This is a genomic window from Delftia sp. UME58 (assembly GCF_014170385.1).
Classification (GTDB): domain Bacteria; phylum Pseudomonadota; class Gammaproteobacteria; order Burkholderiales; family Burkholderiaceae_C; genus Comamonas; species Comamonas acidovorans.
In genome coordinates this window covers 68,323-90,651 of record NZ_LZZV01000012.1, presented here as the reverse complement: position 1 = coordinate 90,651, position 22,329 = coordinate 68,323, and the positions used below count along the sequence as shown (strand labels likewise).

Genomic DNA, 22,329 nt, shown 5'->3' with positions numbered 1-22,329 from the left:
CTCCCTCGCCCATGGCACCCCCGCCCCAGCGCGCGGCCTCGGGCTTTGACGACATGGATGACGACATTCCGTTCTGATCCGGACCATCAAGGTTCCTGAGCATCCAGACCCGCTTTCCCCGGAAAGCGGGTTTTGTTTTTCCAGGCGCCCGACGACAAATCCCATGCCCCTGCCGCGTGCCAGAACCCTGTTGTGGAGTCTTGTCCTGTGCCTGCCGCTGGCCGCGTTCGGCTGGCTGGCTGCAGCCCTCTGCCTGATCTCGCAGGAGGACTACACGCCCGAGCCCGGCAGCTTCACCTACTACATAGGCATCTCGTCCCTGGTGCGCCATGCGCCGCTGGTGGGCGCGCTGGGCAAGGCGGAGTACTTCGGCACCGTGGGCGACGGCAGCAAGCCGCCACACGGCCTGGTGTCCTATGACGTGGAGTTCGCAAGCATTGGCCCCGCCACGCACGCCTTCGATGCCTACCTGCTCGGCAAAGGCTATTCCCGGACTGCGGACGACGAAACGCCCGGCCCCTCCTACGGCATGGGGCGGCGCGTTCGCCATGCCAGGTACGCGGCGGCTTCGGGCGAAGTCGTCTACGTGGAAGTGGTGCAGGCCTCATCGGCCGAGCAAGGCCCTGTGCGCTACCGCGCCACCATGGCGCACTACGACTGATTGCGGCCAGGTGCCTGTCCCGCGATGGGCAGCACCGCCCCGTACAATCGCGGCCGTGATGTCAGTCCACCGGCACCGTCAACCAGGGGCTCGCCATGCGCGCAGCCGCGATGCCGCACGCCTTCACAGCTTCACGCTGGCCCGCATCGCGCGCGGCTCGCAGAGCCGGCGCTCGGGCTGCACCCGCCTGGCGCCGCCGTAGCACGGTCGAACAGCAAAAGCCGCCAGGTTTCGGGCATCTCCCGACGCCCGGCATGTTCATTCCCGTCTACAAAACCCTGCCCCGCCCTGTCAAACGCAGCGCGGCGGGGCCGGCCATTTCCATGTCGAAGCATCCCCATCCCTTTCGCGCCGAGTGGGCGCCCAGCATTCCGCGCGAGCTCATGGCCGGCGCCGTGGCCACCTTTGCGCTGATCCCCGAGGTCATCGCCTTCTCCTTCGTGGCCGGGGTCAATCCCGCCGTCGGGCTGTTCGCCTCCTTCATCATCAGCATCGTCATCGCCTTCACGGGCGCGCGCCCGGCCATGGTGTCGGCGGCAGCGGGCTCGGTCGCCCTGGTGGCGGCGCCGCTGGTGCATGCGCATGGCGTGCAGTACCTTTTTGCGGCCGGCATTCTTGCGGGAGCCGTGCAGATCCTGTTCGGCGTGCTGCGCCTGGGCGTGCTGATGCGCTATGTGTCGGGCTCGGTGCGCACGGGCTTCGTCAATGCGCTGGCCATCCTGATCTTCTCGGCCCAGATGCCGCACCTGATCGGCGCCAATGCCGCCACCTGGGCCATGGTGGGCGCCGGCCTGCTGATCATCTACGGCCTGCCCCGGCTGACCACGGCCGTGCCCTCGCCCCTGGTCTGCATCGTGGTGCTGACGGTGGCGGCGCATTGGCTGGACCTGCCCCTGAAGACGGTCGCCGACCTGGGCCTGCTGCCGGACGGCCTGCCCGGCTTCGGGCTGCCGCAGGTGCCGTGGTCGCTGCAGACGCTGCGCCTGATCGCCCTGCCCGCGCTGGCGATCGCCATGGTGGGATTGCTGGAGTCCATGATGACGGCCAGCGTGGTCGATGAACTCACGGACACGCCCAGCTCCAAGAACCGCGAGTGCAGCGGCATCGGCGTGGCCAACATCGCGGCCAGCCTGTTCGGCGGCATTGCCGGCTGCGCCATGATCGGCCAGACCGTGGGCAATGTGCGCTACGGCGGCCGGGGCCGGCTGTCCACGCTGTTCGCGGGCGCCTTCCTGCTGATCCTGATGGTGCTGCTCAAGCCCTGGGTGTCGCAGGTGCCGGTGGCGGCGCTGGTGGCCATCATGGTGATGGTGTCGGCCTCCACGCTGGACTGGGGCTCGGCGCGCGCCCTGCTCAGGCATCCCAAGCTGTCCAGCGCCGTCATGCTGGCCACCGTGGTGGTCACCGTCGCCACGGACAACCTGGCAGCCGGCGTGGGCGTCGGCGTGCTGCTCAGCGGGGTGTTCTTCACCTTCAAGGTCTCAAGGCTGCTGTCCGTCGAGAAGACGCAGGACGATGCGGGCCTGACCTACCGCGTCTCGGGCCAGGTCTTCTTCGCCTCGGCCGACCTGCTGGTCGATGCCTTCGACGTGCGGGACATCGAAGGCCGGCCGGTGCGCATCGAGCTGACCGACGCCCATTTCTGGGACATCACGGCCGTCAATGCGCTGGACAAGGTCTGCCAGCGCCTGCGCAAGCACGGCAGCACGGTCGAGGTGACGGGCCTGAACGAGCACGGCCGGGCACTGGTGTCGCGGCTGGATATCGGCATCGAGTAGGCCCGCGGCCATCACCGGGCGGGACGGCCCTCACCGCTCATCGAACGACAGCACCACGCGCTCGGTCAGCGGATGCGCCTGGCAGGTCAGGACAAAGCCGCAGGCGACCTCGTTCTTGTCGAGGGCGAAGTTGCGCTCCATGCGCACCTCGCCCTCGACCACCTTGGCGCGGCAGGTGCCGCAGACGCCCGAGGTGCAGGAATAAGGCACTTCCAGCCCGGCCGAGGAGGCCGCGTCCAGGATGCTGGCCTGGCCGCGCGTGAAGGGGACTTCGCGCGAGAGGCCGTCGCGCACCAGGGTGATGCGGGCGGTGGCGGCGTCGCCGGGCTGGGCCTCGTGCACCACGGCGCCCACCGTGCCCTGGCCTGCGGCCGGCAGGGCCACGCCGAAGCGCTCGATGTGGATGCGCTCCTCGGCCACGCCGGCGGCCAGCAGGGCGGCCTCGGCCTCGTCGTTCATCTGGAAGGGTCCGCAGATGTAGACATGGTCGATGTGCGCGGCCGGCACCACGCCCTGCAGGAATTCGGCGATCTTGGCACGGTCCATCACGCCCATGTTCAGCGGCAGGTCGGTGTGTTCGTCCGAGAACACATGCTGCAGCGACAGCCGCGACATGTAGCGGTTCTTGAGGTCCTCGATCTCCTCCTTGAACATGGTGGACTGCAGCTGGCGGTTGCCGTAGATCAGCGTGAAGCGACTGGCGGGCTCGCGCGCCAGCACGGTCTTCATGATGGACAGGATGGGCGTGATGCCGCTGCCGCCGGCGATGCCCACATGGTGGCGCGCGGCCCCGGGCTCGATGGGCACGAAGAAGCGGCCCTGGGGCGCCATGACCTGCAGCGTGTCGCCGGGGCGCAGATGCTCGTTGATCCAGTTGGAGAACTGGCCGCCGCGCACCTTGCGCACGCCCACGCGCAGCTCGCCGTCATCCACGCCCGCGCAGATGGAGTAGCTGCGGCGCAGGTCCTGGCCGTCGATCTGGTGGCGCAGCGTCAGGTACTGGCCCTGGGTGAAGCCGAAGACCTCGCGCAGCGCGGGCGGCACGTCGAAGGAGACGACCACGGCCTCGGCCGTGTCGGGCGCAATGCTGCGCACGCGCAGCGGGTGGAACATCGTGGTCGTGGTCATATCGGCTTGAAGTGTTCGAAGGGTTCGCGGCAGTCCAGGCAGCGGTGCAGGGCCTTGCAGGCCGTGGCGCCGAAGGCCGACAGCCGTTCGGTGTGCACGCTGCCGCAGTGCGGGCAGGCAACGGGCTCGGGCACGGCAATGCCCTGGCGGCGGCGCACCAGGCGGATGGGCGAAGTGCCCTCCGGCAGGCCGGCATCGCCGCAGCGCCCGGGCGGCGCGATGCCGTACTCGCGCAGCTTGCGCCGGCCGTCGTCGCTGATCCAGTCCGTGGTCCAGGCCGGGGCGCGGCGCAGCACGGCGCGCGCGGGGCCCAGGCCTGCGGCCTCGATGGCGTCGAGCACGCTGCGCTCGATGACCTCGGTGGCGGGGCAGCCCGAGTAGGTGGGCGTGAGCACGATCTCCATGCCCTGGCCTTCGGGCAGGGCATGGACCTCGCGCACGATGCCCAGCTCGCAGACCGAGATCACGGGCACCTCGGGATCGGGCACGTCCTGCAGCGCGGCCCAGGCCAGGCGCTCGCGCTCGGCCGAGGCGGATGTGACGGCCACAAGCCGTGCGGCAGCCATCACCACACCCCGCCCGGATAGGCGCGCTGCAGGTGCTGCATCTCGGCCAGGATGAAGCCCATGTGCTCGCTGTGCACGCCGTTGCGGCCCGTGCTGCGGAAGGCGGATTCGGCCGGCATGTCCAGCGTGGCCTCCTGCAGCAGGGCGGCCATCTCGGCCTGCCAGGGCTCGCGCAGCTCGGACCAGGACGGGCCCAGGCCGCTGGCGCGCGCGGCGGCGTCCGTGGCGTCGTCGGTGAACAGTTCGGCCGCATAGCGCCACAGCTGGGCCAGCGCCGCCTCCATGCGCTGGCGCGATTCCTCGGTGCCGTCGCCCAGGCGCACCACCCAGTCGCCCGCGTGCTGCTCGTGGTAGCGCGCCTCCTTGAGTGCCTTGGCGGCGATGGCGGCCAGCTCGGCGTCGCTGGAGTGCACCAGCCGCTCCCACATCAGGCGCAGCCAGGTGGCGGCCATGGCGTTGCGCAGCACGGTGAAGGCGAAGTCGCCGCGCGGCAGCTCGGCCAGCGTGGCGTTGAAGTAGTCGCGCTCGTCGCGCAGAAAGGCCAACTGGTCCTCGTCGTGCGCGCGGCCTTCGAGCTGGCCGGCGCGGGTCAGCAGCGCGCGCGCCTGGCCGACCAGGTCCAGCGCCATGTTGGTCATGGCGATGTCCTCTTCGAGGATGGGCGCGTGGCCGCACCACTGGCCCAGGCGCTGGGCCAGGATCAGGCAGGTATCGCCCAGGCGCAGCAGGTACTGCACCTCGGGGCGGGCGTCGATGGAGATGGAGGAGGCGGAGGCGTTCATGGCAGCTCCCCGCTCACATGTGGTCCACCGAGGGCGGCAGCTGGTAGAAGGTCGGGTGGCGGTAGACCTTGTCCTGGGCCGGGTCGAAGAACATGTCCTTGTCGCCGGGGTCGCTGGCCACGATCTGGTCCGAGCGCACCACCCAGACGCTCACGCCCTCCTGGCGCCGCGTGTAGACGTCGCGCGCCATCTGCAGCGCCATCTGCGGGTCGGCCGCATGCAGGCTGCCGCAGTGCTTGTGGTCCAGGCCGGCCTTGCTGCGGACGAAGACTTCCCACAGCGGCCATTCGTTGGTGATGTTCTGTTCGACGGCGGTCATGCGGCCTCCTTGCGGGTCTGGTTTCTCTGTGTCTGCTTGCGGGCATGGGCCAGGGCGGCCTCGCGCACCCAGGCGCCTTCGTCCCAGGCCTTGACGCGGGCGCCCAGGCGCTCGCGGTTGCAGGGGCCGTCTCCGGCGATCACGCGCCAGAACTCGTCCCAGTCGATGGGGCCGTGGTCATGGGCCTGGCGCGCCTCGTTCCATTTCAGGTCGGGGTCGGGCAGGGTGACGCCCAGCACCTTGGCCTGGTCCACCGTGGCGTCGATGAACTTCTGGCGCAGCGCGTCGTTGGAGATGCGCTTGATGCCCCAGCGCATGGACTGCGCGCTGTTGGGCGACTGGTCGTCGGGCGGGCCGAACATCATGATGGACGGCCACCACCAGCGGTTGACGGCGTCCTGCACCATGGCCCTCTGCGCCTCGGTGCCCTGCTGCATCATGGTCAGCAGCGCCTCGTAGCCCTGGCGCTGGTGAAAGCTCTCCTCGCGGCAGATGCGCACCATGGCGCGCGCGTAGGGCGCATAGGAGCAGCGGCAGATGGGCACCTGGTTCATGATGGCCGCGCCGTCCACCAGCCAGCCGATGGTGCCCATGTCGGCCCAGGTCAGCGTGGGGTAGTTGAAGATGGAGCTGTACTTGGCCTTGCCCGTGTGCAGCGCGTGCAGCATCTGGTCGCGGCTGCTGCCCAGGGTCTCGGCGGCGGCGTAGAGGTACAGGCCATGGCCGCCCTCGTCCTGCACCTTGGCCAGCAGGATGGCCTTGCGCTTGAGCGTGGGCGCGCGGCTGATCCAGTTGCCCTCGGGCAGCATGCCGACGATCTCGCTGTGCGCATGCTGGCTGATCTGGCGCAGCAGCGTCTTGCGGTAGTTGTCGGGCATCCAGTCCTTGGCCTCGATGAATTCGCCGGCATCGATGCGCTCGTCAAAGCGCTGCTGCAGGCGCATTTCGTCGGCCGAGCGCACGGCCTTGCCGCCATCGCCCGCTTCCTTGCCCATGGTGTCCATGGCCTGGGTATACATGTGCGATCTCCTTCAGTGAAATGGTTGACGACGGCCGGCGGTGCCTCAACGCGGCCGCTTGTCGTACACGCGCCGGGCCTTGCCGGTCTGCGTGCGCTCGATGGTGTCGGGATCGAAGACGCGCACCGCCGTGGAAATGCCCACCAGGGTCTTGATGCGCTGCTGCACCCACTGCGCGATCTCGCCGCGCTCGGCATCGCCCAGGCCGCGCCGCTGCGGCTGCAGCTCACAGTGCACCTCGACGGTGTCCAGCAGGCCTTCACGGCTGATGTGCATCTGGTACAGGCCCGTGAGGCTGGCATTGGCCAGCACGATTTCCTCGATCTGGGTCGGAAAGACGTTGACGCCGCGGATGATCATCATGTCGTCGCTGCGACCCACGATCTTGCCCATGCGCCGGAAGCTGCGCGAAGTCGGCGCCAGCAGCCGCGTCAAATCCCGCGTGCGGTAACGAATGATGGGCATGGCTTCCTTGGACAGCGACGTGAAGACCAGCTCGCCCTCGCTGCCGTCGGGCAGCACCTCGCCCGTGTCCGGGTCGATGATCTCCGGGTAGAAATGGTCCTCCCAGATCACCGGCCCGTCCTTGCTCTCCACGCATTCGCTGGCCACGCCCGGGCCCATGACCTCCGACAGGCCGTAGATGTCCACGGCATCCAGCCCCGCCTTGCCCTCGATCTCGCGGCGCATGGCCTCGGTCCAGGGCTCGGCGCCGAAGATGCCGATCTTCAAGGAGCTTGCGCGCGGGTCCATCCCCTGGCGCTGCATCTCCTCCACGATCACCTGCATGTAGCTGGGCGTGACCATGATGATGTCGGGCCGGAAGTCCTGGATCAGCTGCACCTGCTTTTCGGTCTGCCCGCCCGACATGGGCACCACCGTGCAGCCCGCGCGCTCGGCTCCGTAGTGCGCGCCCAGCCCGCCCGTGAACAGGCCGTAGCCGTAGGCCACATGCACCATGTCGCCGGGCCGCCCGCCCGCCGCGCGGATGGAGCGCGCCACCAGGTTCGCCCAGTTGTCGATGTCATTCAACGTGTAGCCCACGACCGTGGGCTTGCCCGTGGTGCCCGAGGAGGCATGCACGCGCGCCACCTTCTGGCGCGGCACGGCAAACATGCCGAACGGGTAGTTCTCGCGCAGGTCCTTCTTGGTGGTGAAGGGAAAGCGGGCCAGGTCGGACAGCGTGCGCAGATCGGACGGATGCACGCCCTTTTCGTCGAAGGCGCGGCGGTAGTGGGGCACGTTGTCGTAGGCATGCTGCAGCGACCAGCGCAGGCGCAGCAGCTGCAGCGAGGCGATCTCGTCGCGGCTGGCGGTTTCGAGGGGGTCGAGTTCGCCGGGGGCGGGGCGCTGCAGGGACATGGCGGACCTCTTCAGGCGGGCTCTGCCAGGCCGGGCACGGTGGGCCGGCCCTTGAAGCTGTGCGAGCGGCCACGGAACAGCGCGATCACTTCCTGGCGCTGGTTGATGACCTGCACGTCATAGACGCCGGTGCGGCCTGCGCGCGAGACTTCGCGGGCCTGGGCCGTGAGCACGTCGCCGGGCCGGCCGGGCGCGACGAAGTCCACGCTCAGGCCCGAGGCCACCGTCATCTCGTTGCGTGCATTGCAGGCATAGGCAAAGGCCGTGTCGGCCAGCGCCGTGATGAAGCCGCCGTGGCAGATGTCGAAGCCGTTGAGCATGTCGTCGCGCACGGCCATCTCCATGCACGCCGCGCCGGGGGCGATGTCCGTGATGCGCAGGCCCAGGCCTTGCGCTGCGCGGTCGCGCGCCAGCATGCCGTCGCGCACCTGTTCGGCCAGGCGCTGTGCGGCTTCGTCCGGGGTGTGGGTGTCTTGCATGGCGCCGCTCCTCAACGATCCGAGAACACGGCAGCCCGCTTGCCCAGGAAGGCGGCCACGCCCTCCTGGTAGTCGTGGGCCGCGCCCAGCTGGCCCTGCTGGCGCGCCTCGCGCGTGAGCGCATGTTCGTAGTCCAGCAGCTGGGCCGAGTCCATGGCCTCCCGCGTGCGCGCCAGGGCCCGCACGGGCATGGCGGCCAGGCGCTGGGCCAGGGCCTGGGCCTCGCTGCGCAAATCGGCATCCTCCACGCAGCGCCAGATCAGGCCGATGCGTTCGGCCTCGGCCGCAGGCAGCTTGTCGCCCAGCAAGGCCAGCCCCAGGGCGCGCGCACGGCCCACCAGGCGCGGCAGCAGCCAGGTGCCGCCGCAGTCGGGCACCAGGCCGATCTTGGCAAAGGCCTGGATGAAGCTGGCCGAACGCGCTGCCAGTACCAGGTCGCAGGCCAGCGCGATATTGGCGCCAGCACCTGCGGCCACGCCATTGACGGCGGCCACCACGGGCACGGGCATGGACTTGAGCCGCAGGCACAGCGGCTGGTAGCGGCGCTCGATCAGGTCGCCCAGGTTCTGGTCGGGCGCGGCCTCGGGGTCGGACAGATCCTGGCCCGCGCAAAAGCCGCGCCCCGCGCCCGTGAGCACCACGCAGCGCACCGAGGCGTCGCCGGCGGCCTGCTCCAGGGCCGAAAGCAGCTGCTCGTGCAGTTGCGCGTTGAAGCTGTTGAGCGCGTCGGGGCGGTTCAGCACCAGGGTGCGGACGGCGTCGTGCTGCTCAACCAGAACCAGCGATGGGGGCATGAAAGTCTCCGTGGCCTGTCTGCCGTCTTTATGCGGCAGATCAAACATAATTTACCGAATGGTCGGTAAATGTTAGTCGCCAGACCCTTGCCACGACAAGCGCCCAGGCACCGAGGAAACCCTAGGCCCCATGAAAAATGACCCCCACGCTGCCCTTGCTGCGCAAGGTCCGCTGCCCCCCGAGGGGGCGTTTTTCATCTTGGGGCGGCCCGGCGATGAAAAAAGGCCCGCACGGGCCATTTTTCTTGAAGATTCAGGGCTTGAAACCCGAGCGCTGCACCACCGGCGTCCACTGCGCGCGGTAGGCCTTGAGCATCTCGGCCGTCTGCGCGCTGCTGCTGGAGACCGGGGTCAGCCGGCTGGCCTCGAATTTCTGGCGCGTGTCCGGCTCCTTCATGATCTCCTGCACCATGCGCGACAGGCGCTCGGCAATGTCGGGCGCCATGCTCTGCGGCGCGAACAAGGTGTTCCAGCCCATGCCCGACAGGTTCAGCCCCGATTCCTTGAGCGTGGGAATGTCCGGCGCCATGGTGCTGCGGCGCTCGCCCGACACGGCCAGCACGCGGATCTTGCCGGCCTCGTGCTGGGGCAGCAGCACGTCGAAGGTGTCGATGGCCAGCGGCACCTGGCCGCCCACCAGGTCGGTCAGCAGCGGGGCCGAGCCCTTGTAGCCCACGGTTTCGGTCTGCACCTTGGCGGCCTCGCCCAGCATCAGCGAGAAGAAGTGCGGCAGGCTGCCCGTGGCCGGCACGCCCACGTTGGCCTGCTGCGGATTGGCGCGCAGCCAGGCCAGCAGGTGCGACAGCTGCCTGACGGGCACGGCACTGGCCACGGCCACGCCGAATTCATAGCGGTTGACCTCGCTGACCGGGCGGAAGTCCTTGTCGGGGTCGTAGCCCGAGTCGGGGAACACCAGGGGCGCCACCAGCATCACCGCCGGGTTGGCCAGCAGCAGCGCGGGCTGTGAGGCCGGCGCGTTCTTCACATACTGGGCCGACAGGCGGCCGCCCGCGCCGGGCTTGTTCTCCACCACCACGGGCGAGCCCACGCGCGCCTGCAGCTTGTCGGCCACGATGCGCGCCACGCGGTCGGTGGCGCCGCCGGGCGGGTAGCCCACGACGATGCGCAGCGGCGCCTTGCCCGGAAACAGCGGCTCGGCCGCCGTGGCGCTTCCAGCCAGCCAGCTGGTGGCCGAAACAGCCGGGGCCAGGGCCAGGATCTGGGTCAGGGTTCTTCGCTGCATCGCAAACTCTCTCCTTGCATGGACGGATTCCCGTGCGGAACGCACGCCGCACAATGTAGCGGCCAGCCAAAGCCCGCAGCGGCCCTGGTTGACAAGGGTTAACCCGAGGCAAGACGCCCTGCGCTGCTCGGGCATCGCGACAGCCCGGCGAAGCCGTCTCGGCGACAATCGCCCACCATGAGCTTCGCCCCCCTGACCAACGACACCTTCCTGCGCGCCTGCCGGCGCCAGGCCACCGACTACACGCCGCTGTGGCTGATGCGCCAGGCGGGCCGCTATCTCCCTGAATACAAGGCCACGCGCGCCCGGGCCGGCAGCTTCATGGGCCTGGCCACCAACGTGGACTACGCCACCGAGGTCACGCTGCAGCCTCTGGAGCGCTTCCCGCTGGACGCGGCCATCCTGTTCTCCGACATCCTGACCGTGCCCGACGCCATGGGACTGGGCCTGTCCTTTGCCGAAGGCGAAGGCCCGCGCTTCGCCAAGGTGGTGCGCGACGAGGCCGCCGTGGCCGAGCTGGCCGTGCCCGACATGGACAAGCTGCGCTATGTGTTCGACGCCGTGACCAGCATCCGCCGCGCGCTCGATGGCCGCGTGCCGCTGATCGGTTTCTCGGGCAGCCCCTGGACCCTGGCCTGCTACATGGTCGAGGGCAAGGGCAGCGACGACTACCGCCTGGTCAAGAGCCTGATGTATGCGCGCCCCGACCTGATGCACCGCATCCTGTCCGTCAACGCCGACAGCGTGGCCGCCTACCTCAACGCCCAGATCGACGCGGGCGCCCAGGCCGTGATGGTGTTCGACAGCTGGGGCGGCGTGCTGGCCGACGGCGCCTTCCAGGAATTCAGCCTGGCCTACACGAAGCGCGTGCTGGCCGGACTCAAGCGCACGGGCGTCGATGGGCAGGACGTGCCGCGCATCGTCTTCACCAAGGGCGGCGGCATCTGGCTGCCCGACATGAAGGACCTGGACTGCGAGGTGCTGGGCCTGGACTGGACGGCCAACCTGGCCCGCGCCCGCGCCATCGTCGGCGGCGAGGTGGGCGGACCCGGCAAGGCGCTGCAGGGCAATATCGATCCGAATGTGCTGTTCGCTCCTCCCGAGCGCATTGCCGAGCAGGTCGGCACCGTACTGGCCAGCTTCGGCAAGCCCCATGCCGACCGCAGCACCACGGGCCCCACGCACATCTTCAACCTGGGCCACGGCATCAGCCAGTTCACCCCGCCCGAGCATGTGGCGGCCCTGGTCGAGGCCGTGCACAGCCAGTCGCGCGCGCTGCGCCAGCCCTGAGCACGGGGCCGTCCAGGACCGCTGAGGCCTCTTCTAGTCGCGCCGGCCTTCACGCGGACGGCGGCGCGCGAAGAAAGCCCCCAGTGCACCCATGGCGGTGCCGGCGAGCAACAGCCCTGCACCGTCAAGCGCAGGCACTGGTGCGGGCCCCGCGCCGGACGGCACCGGCGGCTGTACGGCACATCGGTGCGAGAGGCTGATGTCGTCGAGGGCCAGGTCGGCACCCAAACCGCTGGTATTGAGCGCTTCGCGCAAGCGTATGCCCTGGCTGGCTCCGGTGGCCTTGAAGCTGAAGCTCACCTGCTGCCAGGGAAGGTCTGGCGCATCGTTGTCGGTGACATTGGCCAGCACGGGACTGGCCTGCTGCGCCACGGCCCCCGCCGCATCCAGCAATTCCACCGTCATCCGTGGCGAGTTCACATGGTAGGCACTGGCCAGCCACAGGCTCACCGTGTACTCCTGCCCGATGGTCAGGTTCGTCAATTGATTGGAGTACATCACCGCCCGGCTGCCGTTGGCGATGATGTCGAACAGCAGAAAGTAGCCATCGCGCGGCGCCCGGCCCATGGAACTGTGGTCGCCGCCCTGACTGGGCCACCACCCTGCGCGGGCCGCGTTCGGAGTCACGGCCTGCCACCACTCGCCGACGGCGCCCGGGTTGACCTGCCCTATGCCGGCCGCACCGGGCATGTGGATGCTGCCGCGGCCTCCATGGGCCGAGGCGCTGGAGAAGTCCAGCGTCGAGGTGCCGCATGGCTCCGCAGCGATCTGCGCCTGTGAAAGAGTGCTCCCGAAGCACAGCACCCACGCGGCCCAACGGGCCGGACGGTTCCAGGGGCGTATCGATTGCCTTCGTTGCATGTGTATTCCCCTCCAGTGGGATGCCTGGGAGGGAAGACGTCGACGCGCCCGTCCGATCCTTCCCGGTTACCGCCTTGTCGCTGGCCACGATGGGCAGCCAAGTCTTTCTGGAAGGGATGCTAATCTTAATAGTCAAAATAAATCTCCAATCAAAATCAATTGACATTAATTAACAGACAACATCGAAGGCTGACGAAAACAGGGGTGGCATGCCAAGTTGCCCACAGGAATGCCCATGCGCCTGTCCACTGTGGCGGCCGGCTGTCAAAAACGCCCGAATCCAGACGAAAGGCGCGGCGCACTGCGGCTTGACAGATGCCCACAAACCATCTTATGCACAGGAGCGCCAGGGCGTCGGCGGCTCCGCCTCACTTGTCGCCCGCTCTCTAATTTCGGCGACATATAGATATAAGTCTTTGTTTTTGAAGAAATTTTTTGATAGCACCACTTGCAGTAAAACCACGGCAACAAGGCCTCCAAACAGAGGGACTGCTGATAGCGCCGGATAATCCCCACAAAGTTATCCACAGAAATTGGTGATCTACCCAGAAACCCGTATCCAGCCGCCGCCACATCTGGTGTAAAGCTCCATATCAGGGCTCGGCATACCCCCGGCGGCGCCGGTACGGATGTGCAGCGCCGGCGCACCGGCGCGGCCGAAAGGCTTATGCTTGACGGCTTTGCCGCAGGCACCCGGGCGCGCACCGCACCTTGCGCCGGCCCGGGTCACCCGCCTTTTTCCCTCGCATGTCCCTCCCCCCGCATACCGTCCATGTCGCCGTGCACACGCCGGCACACAGCGCCGTTGGCGAGCTGCTGAGCTATGCCAGCGGGCAGCCGCTGGAGCCCGGCACCCTGGTGCGCGTGCCACTGGGTCGCCGGGATCTGCTGGGCGTGGTCTGGGATGCGCCGCCCCGCCCCCCCGCCATGCCCGAAGGCGTGGAGCTGCGCCCCATCGGCGCCGTGCTGCAGGGCATTGCGCCGCTGCCGCCCGCCTGGCGCCGGCTGGTGGCCTTCGCCGCCTACTACTACCAGCGCAGCGTGGGCGAAATCGCCGTGACGGCCCTGCCCCCGCAACTGCGCGAGATGACGGCCGAGCAGCTGGCGCGCCGGCTCAGGCCGTCCAAGGCCGCAACGAAGAAAGCGGCCAAGGCGGAACAGGCGCCTGGCACCGCGCCTGCATCGGCCCCGGCCGCCGCAGATATTCCCCCCATCGTCCTCAGCGCAGAGCAGGCCGACGTCTTCACGCAGATCGCCGCCCACCCCGGCCCCTTTCTGCTCTTCGGCAGCACGGGCAGCGGCAAGACCGAGGTCTATCTGAGAGCCACCCAGGCCGCGCTGGATGCCGACCCCGGCGCCCAGGTGCTGGTGATGGTGCCCGAGATCAACCTCACGCCCCAGCTGGAGCAGCGCTTCACGGAGCGCTTCGCGCCGCAGTACGGCGCCGCCTGCGTGGTCAGCATGCACAGCGCAATGACCAACCCCCAGCGGCTCAAGAGCTGGCTGGCCGCGCACACCGGCGTGGCGCGCATCGTGCTGGGCACGCGCATGTCGGTCTTCGCCAGCCTGCCGGGCCTGTCGCTCATCGTGGTGGACGAGGAGCACGACGCCAGCTACAAGCAGCAGGAAGGCGCACGCTACTCGGCGCGCGACCTGGCCATCTGGCGCGCGCGCGATACCGGCGCCAAGGTCATCCTGGGCAGTGCCACGCCATCGCTGGAGAGCTGGCATGCCAGCCGCCCGCCCAATGCCGACGAGCCGCAGGGCGGCCGCTACCTGCGCCTGCACATGCCCAGCCGCATCGGCGCGGCCGCCCTGCCGCGCGTGCGCCTGGTGGACATGGGCCAGCAGCCGCGCAAGGCCGTGTTCTCGCCGCCGCTGATCGATGCCATCACCGAGCGCGTGCAACGCGGCGAGCAAAGCCTGGTGCTGCTCAACCGCCGCGGCTTCGCGCCCGTGCTGTTCTGTGCCGACTGCGGCTGGAAAAGCGACTGCCCGCACTGCAGCGCCCACCAGGTCTTCCACAAGGCCGACCGTACGCTGCGCTGCCACCACTGCGGCTACACCCAGCGCGTGCCCATGGCATGCCCCGGCTGCGGCAATCCCGACATCCTGCCGCTGGGCAAGGGCACGGAGCAGCTGGAAGAGGAACTGGCCCGCCTGCTGCGCAATGTGCAACGCCCCGACCGCGAGCCGGCCCGCGTGGCGCGCATCGATGCCGACACCACGCGCGCCAAGGGCGCGCTGGAGGAGCAGCTGGCGCAGATGCATTCGGGCGACATCGATGTGCTCGTGGGCACGCAGATGGTGGCCAAGGGCCATGACTTCCGGCGCATCACCCTGGTAGCCGCCGTGCAGCCCGACAGCGCCCTGTTCTCCAGCGACTACCGAGCGCCCGAGCGCCTGTTCAGCCTGCTGATGCAGGCCGCCGGCCGCGCGGGGCGCGACGCGCAGTACGTGGCCGACCAGGCCAGCCATCCGGAGATGTGGATACAGACCCATGATCCGGCCAACCCCGTCTACACGGCGCTGCGCGCCCACGACTACACGGCCTTCGCGGCACGCCAGTTGCGCGAGCGGCGCGATGCCGGCATGCCGCCCTTCGCCTTCCAGGCCATCGTGCGCGCCGACGCGCGCACCCAGGAAGCCGCCCAGGCCTTCCTGGCCGCTGCGGCCGAGGCCGCCCGCCAGGCCGGCCTGCCCCATGTGGACGATGTCTTTCTCTACCCGCCCATTCCCATGTCCGTGCAGCGCGTGGCCAATGTGGAGCGCGCGCAGATGCTGATCGAGTCGGCCCAGCGGCCCGCCCTGCTGCGCTTTCTCTGGGCCTGGCAGGCGCACCTGCACTGGATCAGGGCACAGCCCGGGCACCGCGCCCTGGTGCGCTGGCTGGTGGACGTGGACCCGCTGGCCATCTGAGCGTGGCACGGCCCCGGAACAGCTCCAGAGAATCTCAAGCCTTTCAGGCCTTTGGCGCAATCCCGTAAAGCGTTCACCGCTCCTTTTTCGGAAGCGCTTTTAGCGCATTCGCTGAGCAGCTCCCATCGGGATTTGCGCTGATGCAGGCGGGGCATGTTTATTGCATCGTGCCGCATTCAGCCCACAAGGCTGGATCATTCAATGCCTTTCCAGGAGCGATACATGCCGTTCACCCCCTTCCGTATGACCTTGATGGCCGTCGCGCTTGCGCTGGCAGGCTGCGCGTCTCAACCCGGCGCCAGCCAGGCCCCCGCAGCCGCTGCGCCCGCCACGGCGACCGCCCCTGCACCCGCTCCCGCCGCCCAGGCCGGCAAGCCCAACGTGGTCGTCCTGGCCACGGGCGGCACCATTGCCGGCGCGGGTGCCAGCGCCGTCAACAGCGCCACCTACACGGCCGCCAAGGTGCCCGTGGACAAGCTGCTGGCCGGCCTGCCCGAGCTGAGCAACCTCGCCAACGTGTCCGGCGAGCAGGTCTTCCAGATCGCCTCCGAAAGCTTCACCAACAAGGAACTGCTGACGCTGGCCCGCCGCGTCAACGAGCTGGCCAAGCAACCCGGCGTGGACGGCATCGTCGTGACCCACGGCACGGACACGCTGGAGGAAACCGGCTACTTCCTGAACCTGGTGGTGCCCACCGACAAGCCCATCGTCATGGTCGGCTCCATGCGCCCCGGCACGGCCATCTCGGCCGACGGCGCGCTGAACCTGCTGGGCGCCGTGGCCACGGCCGCGTCCAAGGACTCGGCGGGCAAGGGCGTGCTGGTCAGCATGAACGACAACATCGACTCCGCGCGCGATGTCGCCAAGCTCACCAACATCAAGACCAATGCATTCGCCAGCCAGTGGGGCCCGCTGGGCATGGTGGTCGAGGGCAAGACCTACTGGTTCCGCGCCCCCGTCAAGCGCCACACCAAGGGCAGCGAGTTCAACATCGAGCAGATCACCGACCTGCCCGCCGTGGACATCGTCTATGGCTACGGCAACGTGCCCGCCACGGCCATCGACGCGCTGGGCAAGGCCGGCGTCAAGGCCATCGTGCATGCAGGCACGGGCAATGGCTCGGTGGCCGACCGCATCGTGCCCAAGCTCAATGAACTGCGCCAAAAGGGCGTGGTCATCGTGCGCAGCTCGCGCGTGCCGGCCGGCTTCGTGCTGCGCAATGCCGAGCAGCCCGATGACAAGTACGACTGGGTCGTCGCCCATGACCTGAACCCGCAGAAGGCGCGCCTGCTGGCCGCCGTGGCCCTGACCAAGACGCAGGACACGAAGCAGCTGCAGCGCATCTTCTGGGAATACTGATAGGCACCCCCTGAGGCGCTTGCGCGCCTTCCCCCCGTGGCACGGCGCCTCTCTACCCGCTTCGCGGGGGAGGGGGACGACAGCCTCGCTGCGGGGCGGCCCTTGCTTGCTGTCCCTTGCTTTGGGCCTCGTCGGTTTTTTGCGCTGCGCCCACATGGCCCGGTCCATTTTTGGCCGGGCCTTTTCTATTGCCGCTTCTTAGTTCGATGTGAACAGCGGGGTCAGGGGGCCTTGGGCGATGTGGCAGTGCGCCTGTTCGAGGGCCTGGGCGAAGGCGTCGGAGCGCAGGTAGGCGTATTCGACGGCGCGCTGGGCGCCTATGGCGTCGCCCTGGACGGGGCCGGTGGCGGGGTGGCACATCATGAGGCTGCCGGGCTGCAGCTGCGCCAGCCATTGGGCCATGTGGCGACCATAGCCTTCGGGCGTAGGCTGGTCGAAGGCGTAGACGCCGCCGAAGCCGTGGTTGAGCGGAACGCCCTGGCGGCGCAGGCGGCGGGTGGTGGTCCAGCCGCCCAGCAGGGCGATGATGGCGGCCTTGGGGTCGCGCCAGAGCTGGCCGGCCGGGGTGGTGGAGCGGACCCAGGGCAGGTCGTCGGCGTTGTCGCCATAGCGCTGGCGCAATTCCTGCACCAGCGCGGCGCGCACGCCGGGGAGCTGGTGCACGTGCTGGTGGCCGTCGATGAAGTCGGGAGCCATGCCCAGCGCGTCCTCGAAGGCGTCGAGCTGGCGGCGCCAGGCGTCGCGCATGGCGCCGCCGCCGAGTGCGCCGGCATAGGAGCGCGCAATCACGGCACCGATGCCGGCGACTGGCTGCAGGCCGTGGCCCTCGGTCAGGTTGAAGTGCAGGCCCAGCGACAGGCGCGGGCGCAGCGCAGGCAGGCGCCTGGCGGCCTGCCTCCAGTGCGGCGAGGTGGTCATGCAGCTGGTGGCCGACAGCCGGCCCTGCAGCGTGAGCTGCTCCACGGCTTCATCGACCAGGGGGTGCAGCGCATAGTCGTCGGCGCACAGGACGACGGTTCTGGCCAAGGCCTTCTCTCCGTTTTTGGCAGGTAGGGTGTTCATGAGGATTCCTTGCGGCCGGGGGCCGCAAAGGCCCAGAACTTGGCGAAGACGAAGGTGCCCACCGCCACCAGCACCAGCACCAGGGCCAGGCTCCAGAAATAGTGCCAGTGCAGCCAGTGCAGGGCCACCCAGTACAGCAGCTCGTTGGCCACGAAAGAGGCGCAGGCCACGGCGAAGTACTTGCCGGCCACGGCCCAGCCTTGCGCCCCGGCCTGCACGAAGGTGAACAGCGCGTGGCCGTTGTAGCTGACCACGAAGGCCACGAGAAAGGCCAGCACGTTGGCATGCAGCGGCGCCATGCCCACCCGTTGCACCAGCAGGGCGACCACGGCCAGGTGCGTGGCGGCCGCGCAGCCCCCTACCAGCACGAACTGCAGCGCCTGCGGCAGGCGGCGCAGCTGTGCGATCACATCGTGCATGGCTAGTCCCGTGGCGCCAGCGGGCTGCGGTCTTCGTCGCGCGCCAGCAGGTAGGTGGGGCGGCGCTTGACCTCGTCGTAGATGCGGCCGATGTACTCTCCCAGGATGCCGATGGACATCAGCTGCACGCCCGAAAACAGCATGATGCTGGCCGCCAGCGTGGGCCAGCCGTCCAGCGGGTTGCCGAAGATCAGCGTCTCCATGGTGATCCACAGGCCGTAGAGCAGGGCTGCCAGCGAGATGATCCCGCCCACCACGCTCCACACGCGCAGCGGCAAGGTGGTGAACGAGGTCAGTCCCAGCAGGGCCAGCGAGCCCAGGCGCCGGAAATTGAAGCTGGACGCGCCGGCCGTGCGGTCGGCTGGCACGAACGGCAGGGCCGCGGCCTTGAAGCCCACCCAGGCGTACAGGCCCTTCATGAAGCGGTGGCTCTCGGGCAGGGCCTTGAGCGCGTCGGCCACGCAGCGGTCCAGCCAGCGGAAGTCGCCGGCATTGGGCGGGATCTTCACCAGGTTGCCGGCATTCATGAGCCGGTAGAACAGGTTGGTGCCCACGCGCTTGGCGCCGCTTTCGGCGCCCCGGTCGGCGATCACGCCATAGACCATGTCATAGCCGGACTGCCACAGCTCGCACATCTGGGGCAGCATCTGCAGCGGATGCTGGAAGTCGGCGTCGATCAGCACCACGGCGTTGCCGCGCGCGTGGTCTATGCCTGCCGACAGCGCCGCCTCCTTGCCGAAGTTGCGCGACAGCGCCAGATAGCGCACGGGCAGTTCCTGGGCCATGCGCAGCGCGATCTCGTGCGTGGCGTCACGGCTGCCGTCGTTGACGACGATCAGCTCGTAGTCGGGCGTCAGCGTGCGCACCGTCGCGTCCAGGGCGCGCAGGAACGCCTCCAGGTTGCCCTCTTCATTGTGGGCTGGCACCACGCAGCTCAGCCGCAGCGGGGGGCGCGGCAGCATCCCCTTGGGAGCGGCCGGAGCAATGTCAGCATGCAATTCGGTCATAGGCCAGCATTGTCAGCGGGCTGGCTGCCCGCGCGCGGCAACACGTCAAAAACCGCATAGGCATAGGGACCGGGCCGAGGAAAACGCCAGCCCGAGCGTTGCACCGTAAGCACACGCGCCTCCTGCGGCAGGCCCAGCTTCGCCAGCCAGGCCTGCGCCTGCTGCTCGCAATCGCGCGATTTCGCGGTCGGGCCGGCCTCGCTGGCCACCGGGCCGCGCGGACACAGCAGCAGCCCGGGCTGCTGGCGCCAGTCCGGCAGCGCCAGCACGCGCGCATATTCGCTGTCGGGCAGGCCGGGAATGGTGCGCAGATGGGGCTGGGCATAGAAAGACAGCATGGCGTTTTCCGCCCAGTCGCCGCCCACCCACTGCAGCGGCTGCTGGGGGTGGCGCTGGTTCCAGGACAGCACGATGGCCTGCGCCGCATCGGCCGCAGGGCGGTAGTAGTCGGAGCCGCTCTTGCGCGCATTGCCCCAGCCCACGGCCAGCCCTATCACCAGCACCACGGCCATGCTCGGCCACCAGGAGCGGCGCAGCGCGGCCAGCGCGGCCTGCGTCACGGCAGGCGCCTCGGCATCCAGGTTGCGCAGCCACAGCAGCACGAAGGCATAGCCGATGGGAATGGCCCAGGGCGTGGACAGCTCCACCACGCCGGTGGCGCCAAAGCCCAGCGTCGCCAGCCAGGGCATGAGGGCCAGCCAGAACAGCGTGTCGCCGCGCCCCTGCCAGCACCAGCTGCGGCGCAGGAAACGCGCACTCCAGCGCAGCCAGCCGCCGCCTTGCTGGCGGGCCTGCATGAAGCCATACACCAGGCACACGGCCAGCCAGGCCGGCAGCCAGTAGAAGATGGGCGCCAGCGCAAAGCGCAGCACATAGCCCCACACCACCTGCCCGCCGCCCTGGTCCATGGCATAGCCCAGCGTCACCCACTGGTGGTGGGCAATCCAGGCCAGATGCGGCGCCAGCGCCAGGCCAAAGGCGGCCAGTGCCACGTAGGGCCGGGGTGTGAGCAGCCACTGGCGCCCTTCACGCACCAGGAAGATCGGCAGCAGGAAGCCGGCCAGGAACACGCCGCTGTAGTACTTGCTGAGCATGCAGGCGGCCGACACCACGCCCAGGGCCACGCTGAAGGCCACGCCGCGCGCGCCCTTTTCCTGCCAGCTGGCCAGCAGCAGGGCTGCCGCCCAGGGCCACAGGGACAGCAGCTGGCTGTTGGCGTTGAACTTGCCGGCCAGCGTCGTATACGGAAAGCACCACAGCAACAGGGCCGCGCCCAGCGGCGCCAGGCGCGCCAGCCCCAGGCGCCTGCCCAGCACGTAGACGCCCCAGATGCCCACGCCCACATTGGCATAGGACAGCAGGCGATAAAAGCCGTCGTTTTGCGGGAACACCATGAACCACAGGCCGACCACCCAGGCGAAGAACGGCGGATGCTTGTGCGTGCCCAGCTGCAGCGGCTGGGCCCAGGCATAGTTCTCCAGCATGTCGTGGTAGCCGTCCAGATTGCCATTGGCCAGCCAGGACACCAGGGCCCAGAGCAGGCAGGCCAGCGTCACCATCCACAGCAGGGCCGCGCCCGAGGGAGTGCCTGCCGGGGCAGCAGAGGAAGAGGATTTCATGCGATCCCGCCGGGGTGGTGAAAAAACATGGGCGCGATTGTAGAGAGCGCCGGGTCTCTCAGGTCATCAGCGCCACGGCGCCCGAGAAGCTCAGGAAGGCCAGCACCGTGGACACCAGGATGATGCGGGCCACGCGCCCGCCGTGCGCCCCGAAGCGCTCGGTCAGCAGCGAGACATTGCTGGCGCTGGGCAGCGCGGCCAGCAACACCAGGGCCACGAAGGCCTCCTCACCGAGCGGCAGGCCCAGCGCCATGGCAGCACGGGCCACGGCCCAGACCAGCAGCGGGTGGACCAGCAGCTTGGCCAGCGCAATGGGCACGTAGTCGCGCGCAGCCACGCGCTCGTGGCTGTTCATCTGCGAGCGCGCCAGCACGGCGCCAATGGTGAACAACGCCACGGGCGAGGCCGCACCCGCCAGCATGGCCACGGTGCGGTCGATGGGACCGGGCAGCGTCCAGCCTGCCGCCGAGGCCACGCCACCCAGCACGATGGCCCAGGGCATGGGATTGGCGGCCATGCCGGCAAACGCCCTGCGCAGCGCCACGGACACGCCATGCCCGCCCGGCAGCCCCAGGCGCGACAGCGCAATGCACAGCGAGGTGGTCACCACCATGTCGATGGCCATGGTGACGATGACCGGCCCGGCCGCACGCTCGCCCAGCAGCGCCACCAGCATGGGCACACCCATGAAGCCGGTGTTGGGAAAGGCCGCCACCAGCGCGCCAAAGGCCGCATCGTTCCAGCCCACGCGCCGCACGGTCAGCGCCACGGTGGCGCCCACCATCAGCAGCGCGCACAGCAGGTAGACCACGGAGACGCCCACGTCCAGCAGCTGGGCAATCGGCGTCTGCGCGCCAAAGCGGAACAGCATGCAGGGCAGCGCGAAATACAGCACGAAGGCGTTGAGCCCCGGTATCGCCGCCTGCGGCAGCACGCCACGCCAGGTGGCCGCAAAGCCGCAGGCCACAAGCGCGAAGAAGGGAAAGGTGATCAGCAGGACGGACAGCACGCGGCGATTCTGGCAGCAAGCCGGTGCCGCTGCTGCATGCCCGTGGCACCCCGGAGACGCAGGGCGAAAAATAGCCACCACGCTCCCATTGCCCCGCAAGGTCCGCCGCCTCCAGGGGGGGCCGCTTTTTGCCTCTGGGCGGCCCGGCGACAAAAAAAAACCTGCCGCAATGCGCTTGCGGCAGGCTGGAGCTCGGGGCGCGCGCGCTTACAGCGCCAGTTCCTTCTCGATGTCCTGCACCTTGCGGCGGGCCAGCGCCAGGTTGGAGCGGCTCTTGTCCAGCACCAGGTAGAAGAACACGCCTTCATGCGAGGCCACGGGCCGGATGATGTGGTACTGGTGCGTCAGGGTGATCAGGATGTCGTCGATGGCATCGTCGAGCTTGAGCATGCGCATGGTCTTGAGCTTGGCGCGCACCACCTCGGTGTTGCCGGCGGCGGCAAGCTCCATGTCGAGGCCGGAGCCCGCGCTGCCCATGAGCATGCCGCTGGTGCTGTCCACCAGGGCCGCGCACAGAGCGCCATCGACGCCCAGCAGGCTGTTCAGAGAATCATGTATCGAAGCCATATGCCACCTTTTTTGAAATCAAGGGTGGGCGGGACGGAGGATCCGCCACGCCCGTTCCTCGGGGAAGAAAAATGCATAGCGGACAG

Annotated in this window: 22 protein-coding genes; 6 read left to right on the top strand and 16 right to left on the bottom strand. The window is 68.9% G+C overall.

The features are described from left to right. Positions 1–163: 163 nt before the first annotated feature. The 3 genes from A9976_RS03515 to A9976_RS03505 all read left to right on the top strand — a co-directional run bounded on the left by A9976_RS03515 (position 164) and on the right by A9976_RS03505 (position 2,439). Positions 164–661, top strand: a complete 498-nt coding sequence (locus A9976_RS03515; RefSeq protein WP_183017831.1) for a hypothetical protein — start codon at positions 164–166, stop codon at positions 659–661. 55 nt (positions 662–716) lie between these two features. Continuing rightward, positions 717–863 (top strand): hypothetical protein, encoded by a 147-nt coding sequence (locus tag A9976_RS03510; protein WP_183017830.1) that lies wholly within the window; start codon positions 717–719, stop codon positions 861–863. Between the two features lie 121 nt (positions 864–984). Further along, entirely contained in the window at positions 985–2,439 is a 1,455-nt protein-coding gene (locus A9976_RS03505) for a SulP family inorganic anion transporter (RefSeq protein ID WP_409049529.1), read from the top strand. Positions 2,440–2,469: 30 nt separating this feature from the next. Here the strand turns inward: A9976_RS03505 and paaE are convergent, their stop codons facing one another. The 9 genes from paaE to A9976_RS03460 form a co-directional block, all read right to left on the bottom strand. Further along, positions 2,470–3,567 (bottom strand): 1,2-phenylacetyl-CoA epoxidase subunit PaaE, encoded by a 1,098-nt coding sequence (paaE, locus tag A9976_RS03500; RefSeq protein WP_183017828.1) that lies wholly within the window; start codon positions 3,565–3,567, stop codon positions 2,470–2,472. Continuing rightward, positions 3,564–4,133 (bottom strand): 1,2-phenylacetyl-CoA epoxidase subunit PaaD, encoded by a 570-nt coding sequence (gene paaD / locus A9976_RS03495; protein ID WP_047218903.1) that lies wholly within the window; start codon positions 4,131–4,133, stop codon positions 3,564–3,566. The genes paaE and paaD overlap by 4 nt, the downstream gene beginning before the upstream one ends. Then, positions 4,133–4,915: a 1,2-phenylacetyl-CoA epoxidase subunit PaaC gene (gene paaC / locus A9976_RS03490; protein WP_183017827.1), complete on the bottom strand. Its 783-nt coding sequence runs from the start codon at positions 4,913–4,915 to the stop codon at positions 4,133–4,135. The genes paaD and paaC overlap by 1 nt, the downstream gene beginning before the upstream one ends. A gap of 13 nt (positions 4,916–4,928) precedes the next feature. Beyond that, complete coding sequence (paaB, locus tag A9976_RS03485) at positions 4,929–5,234, bottom strand: 1,2-phenylacetyl-CoA epoxidase subunit PaaB (protein WP_012202743.1); 306 nt, start codon at positions 5,232–5,234, stop codon at positions 4,929–4,931. Beyond that, complete coding sequence (paaA, locus tag A9976_RS03480; protein WP_183017826.1) at positions 5,231–6,253, bottom strand: 1,2-phenylacetyl-CoA epoxidase subunit PaaA; 1,023 nt, start codon at positions 6,251–6,253, stop codon at positions 5,231–5,233. Before paaA ends, paaB begins: the two co-directional genes overlap by 4 nt. A gap of 45 nt (positions 6,254–6,298) precedes the next feature. Further along, positions 6,299–7,615, bottom strand: coding sequence for a phenylacetate--CoA ligase PaaK (gene paaK, locus A9976_RS03475; RefSeq protein WP_183017825.1), 1,317 nt, complete (start codon positions 7,613–7,615; stop codon positions 6,299–6,301). A gap of 11 nt (positions 7,616–7,626) precedes the next feature. Next, positions 7,627–8,094 carry a hydroxyphenylacetyl-CoA thioesterase PaaI gene (gene paaI / locus A9976_RS03470; protein WP_183017824.1) on the bottom strand — a complete coding sequence of 156 codons (468 nt, stop codon included), beginning with the start codon at positions 8,092–8,094 and terminating at the stop codon, positions 7,627–7,629. 11 nt (positions 8,095–8,105) lie between these two features. Next, a complete protein-coding gene (locus A9976_RS03465; protein WP_013800319.1) occupies positions 8,106–8,888 on the bottom strand; it encodes an enoyl-CoA hydratase-related protein in 783 nt (260 codons plus the stop codon). A 253-nt stretch (positions 8,889–9,141) separates the two neighbouring features. Beyond that, entirely contained in the window at positions 9,142–10,131 is a 990-nt protein-coding gene (locus tag A9976_RS03460; RefSeq protein ID WP_183017823.1) for a tripartite tricarboxylate transporter substrate-binding protein, read from the bottom strand. 177 nt (positions 10,132–10,308) lie between these two features. Between A9976_RS03460 and hemE the strand changes: the two genes are divergently transcribed. Next, positions 10,309–11,421 carry a uroporphyrinogen decarboxylase gene (gene hemE / locus A9976_RS03455; protein WP_183017822.1) on the top strand — a complete coding sequence of 371 codons (1,113 nt, stop codon included), beginning with the start codon at positions 10,309–10,311 and terminating at the stop codon, positions 11,419–11,421. A gap of 33 nt (positions 11,422–11,454) precedes the next feature. On the opposite strand, the gene A9976_RS03450 is transcribed toward hemE, so the two are convergent. Further along, positions 11,455–12,282 (bottom strand): hypothetical protein, encoded by an 828-nt coding sequence (locus A9976_RS03450; RefSeq protein WP_183017821.1) that lies wholly within the window; start codon positions 12,280–12,282, stop codon positions 11,455–11,457. Between the two features lie 747 nt (positions 12,283–13,029). Between A9976_RS03450 and priA the strand changes: the two genes are divergently transcribed. Then, positions 13,030–15,201 (top strand): primosomal protein N', encoded by a 2,172-nt coding sequence (gene priA / locus A9976_RS03445; protein WP_183017820.1) that lies wholly within the window; start codon positions 13,030–13,032, stop codon positions 15,199–15,201. Between the two features lie 222 nt (positions 15,202–15,423). Further along, positions 15,424–16,560 carry an asparaginase gene (locus A9976_RS03440; RefSeq protein WP_183017819.1) on the top strand — a complete coding sequence of 379 codons (1,137 nt, stop codon included), beginning with the start codon at positions 15,424–15,426 and terminating at the stop codon, positions 16,558–16,560. Positions 16,561–16,758: 198 nt separating this feature from the next. On the opposite strand, the gene A9976_RS03435 is transcribed toward A9976_RS03440, so the two are convergent. From A9976_RS03435 to A9976_RS03410, 6 genes are all read right to left on the bottom strand, one after another. Beyond that, positions 16,759–17,622, bottom strand: coding sequence for a ChbG/HpnK family deacetylase (locus A9976_RS03435; RefSeq protein WP_183017818.1), 864 nt, complete (start codon positions 17,620–17,622; stop codon positions 16,759–16,761). Continuing rightward, positions 17,619–18,041 carry a GtrA family protein gene (locus A9976_RS03430; RefSeq protein ID WP_012202494.1) on the bottom strand — a complete coding sequence of 141 codons (423 nt, stop codon included), beginning with the start codon at positions 18,039–18,041 and terminating at the stop codon, positions 17,619–17,621. Before A9976_RS03430 ends, A9976_RS03435 begins: the two co-directional genes overlap by 4 nt. A 2-nt stretch (positions 18,042–18,043) precedes the next feature. Next, positions 18,044–19,048, bottom strand: coding sequence for a glycosyltransferase family 2 protein (locus A9976_RS03425; protein WP_183017817.1), 1,005 nt, complete (start codon positions 19,046–19,048; stop codon positions 18,044–18,046). Beyond that, positions 19,045–20,667 carry a glycosyltransferase family 39 protein gene (locus A9976_RS03420; protein ID WP_183017816.1) on the bottom strand — a complete coding sequence of 541 codons (1,623 nt, stop codon included), beginning with the start codon at positions 20,665–20,667 and terminating at the stop codon, positions 19,045–19,047. Before A9976_RS03420 ends, A9976_RS03425 begins: the two co-directional genes overlap by 4 nt. Positions 20,668–20,725: 58 nt before the next feature. After that, on the bottom strand, positions 20,726–21,676 hold the full coding sequence (locus tag A9976_RS03415; protein WP_012202491.1) for an AEC family transporter: 951 nt from the start codon (positions 21,674–21,676) through the stop codon (positions 20,726–20,728). 207 nt (positions 21,677–21,883) lie between these two features. Next, positions 21,884–22,243 carry a hypothetical protein gene (locus A9976_RS03410; RefSeq protein ID WP_183017815.1) on the bottom strand — a complete coding sequence of 120 codons (360 nt, stop codon included), beginning with the start codon at positions 22,241–22,243 and terminating at the stop codon, positions 21,884–21,886. Positions 22,244–22,329 lie beyond the last annotated feature (86 nt).

Coding starts and splice junctions, on each gene's coding strand:
- A9976_RS03435 (WP_183017818.1), bottom strand. CDS start 17,622: ATGAACACCCTACCTGCCAAAAACGGAGAGAAGGCCTTGGCCAGAACC.
- A9976_RS03515 (WP_183017831.1), top strand. CDS start 164: ATGCCCCTGCCGCGTGCCAGAACCCTGTTGTGGAGTCTTGTCCTGTGC.
- paaK (WP_183017825.1), bottom strand. CDS start 7,615: ATGTCCCTGCAGCGCCCCGCCCCCGGCGAACTCGACCCCCTCGAAACC.
- paaE (WP_183017828.1), bottom strand. CDS start 3,567: ATGACCACGACCACGATGTTCCACCCGCTGCGCGTGCGCAGCATTGCG.
- A9976_RS03460 (WP_183017823.1), bottom strand. CDS start 10,131: ATGCAGCGAAGAACCCTGACCCAGATCCTGGCCCTGGCCCCGGCTGTT.
- A9976_RS03420 (WP_183017816.1), bottom strand. CDS start 20,667: ATGAAATCCTCTTCCTCTGCTGCCCCGGCAGGCACTCCCTCGGGCGCG.
- paaA (WP_183017826.1), bottom strand. CDS start 6,253: ATGTATACCCAGGCCATGGACACCATGGGCAAGGAAGCGGGCGATGGC.
- paaC (WP_183017827.1), bottom strand. CDS start 4,915: ATGAACGCCTCCGCCTCCTCCATCTCCATCGACGCCCGCCCCGAGGTG.
- A9976_RS03505 (WP_409049529.1), top strand. CDS start 985: ATGTCGAAGCATCCCCATCCCTTTCGCGCCGAGTGGGCGCCCAGCATT.
- paaB (WP_012202743.1), bottom strand. CDS start 5,234: ATGACCGCCGTCGAACAGAACATCACCAACGAATGGCCGCTGTGGGAA.
- paaI (WP_183017824.1), bottom strand. CDS start 8,094: ATGCAAGACACCCACACCCCGGACGAAGCCGCACAGCGCCTGGCCGAA.
- A9976_RS03410 (WP_183017815.1), bottom strand. CDS start 22,243: ATGGCTTCGATACATGATTCTCTGAACAGCCTGCTGGGCGTCGATGGC.
- priA (WP_183017820.1), top strand. CDS start 13,030: ATGTCCCTCCCCCCGCATACCGTCCATGTCGCCGTGCACACGCCGGCA.
- A9976_RS03430 (WP_012202494.1), bottom strand. CDS start 18,041: ATGCACGATGTGATCGCACAGCTGCGCCGCCTGCCGCAGGCGCTGCAG.
- hemE (WP_183017822.1), top strand. CDS start 10,309: ATGAGCTTCGCCCCCCTGACCAACGACACCTTCCTGCGCGCCTGCCGG.
- A9976_RS03440 (WP_183017819.1), top strand. CDS start 15,424: ATGCCGTTCACCCCCTTCCGTATGACCTTGATGGCCGTCGCGCTTGCG.
- A9976_RS03465 (WP_013800319.1), bottom strand. CDS start 8,888: ATGCCCCCATCGCTGGTTCTGGTTGAGCAGCACGACGCCGTCCGCACC.
- paaD (WP_047218903.1), bottom strand. CDS start 4,133: ATGGCTGCCGCACGGCTTGTGGCCGTCACATCCGCCTCGGCCGAGCGC.
- A9976_RS03425 (WP_183017817.1), bottom strand. CDS start 19,048: ATGACCGAATTGCATGCTGACATTGCTCCGGCCGCTCCCAAGGGGATG.
- A9976_RS03450 (WP_183017821.1), bottom strand. CDS start 12,282: ATGCAACGAAGGCAATCGATACGCCCCTGGAACCGTCCGGCCCGTTGG.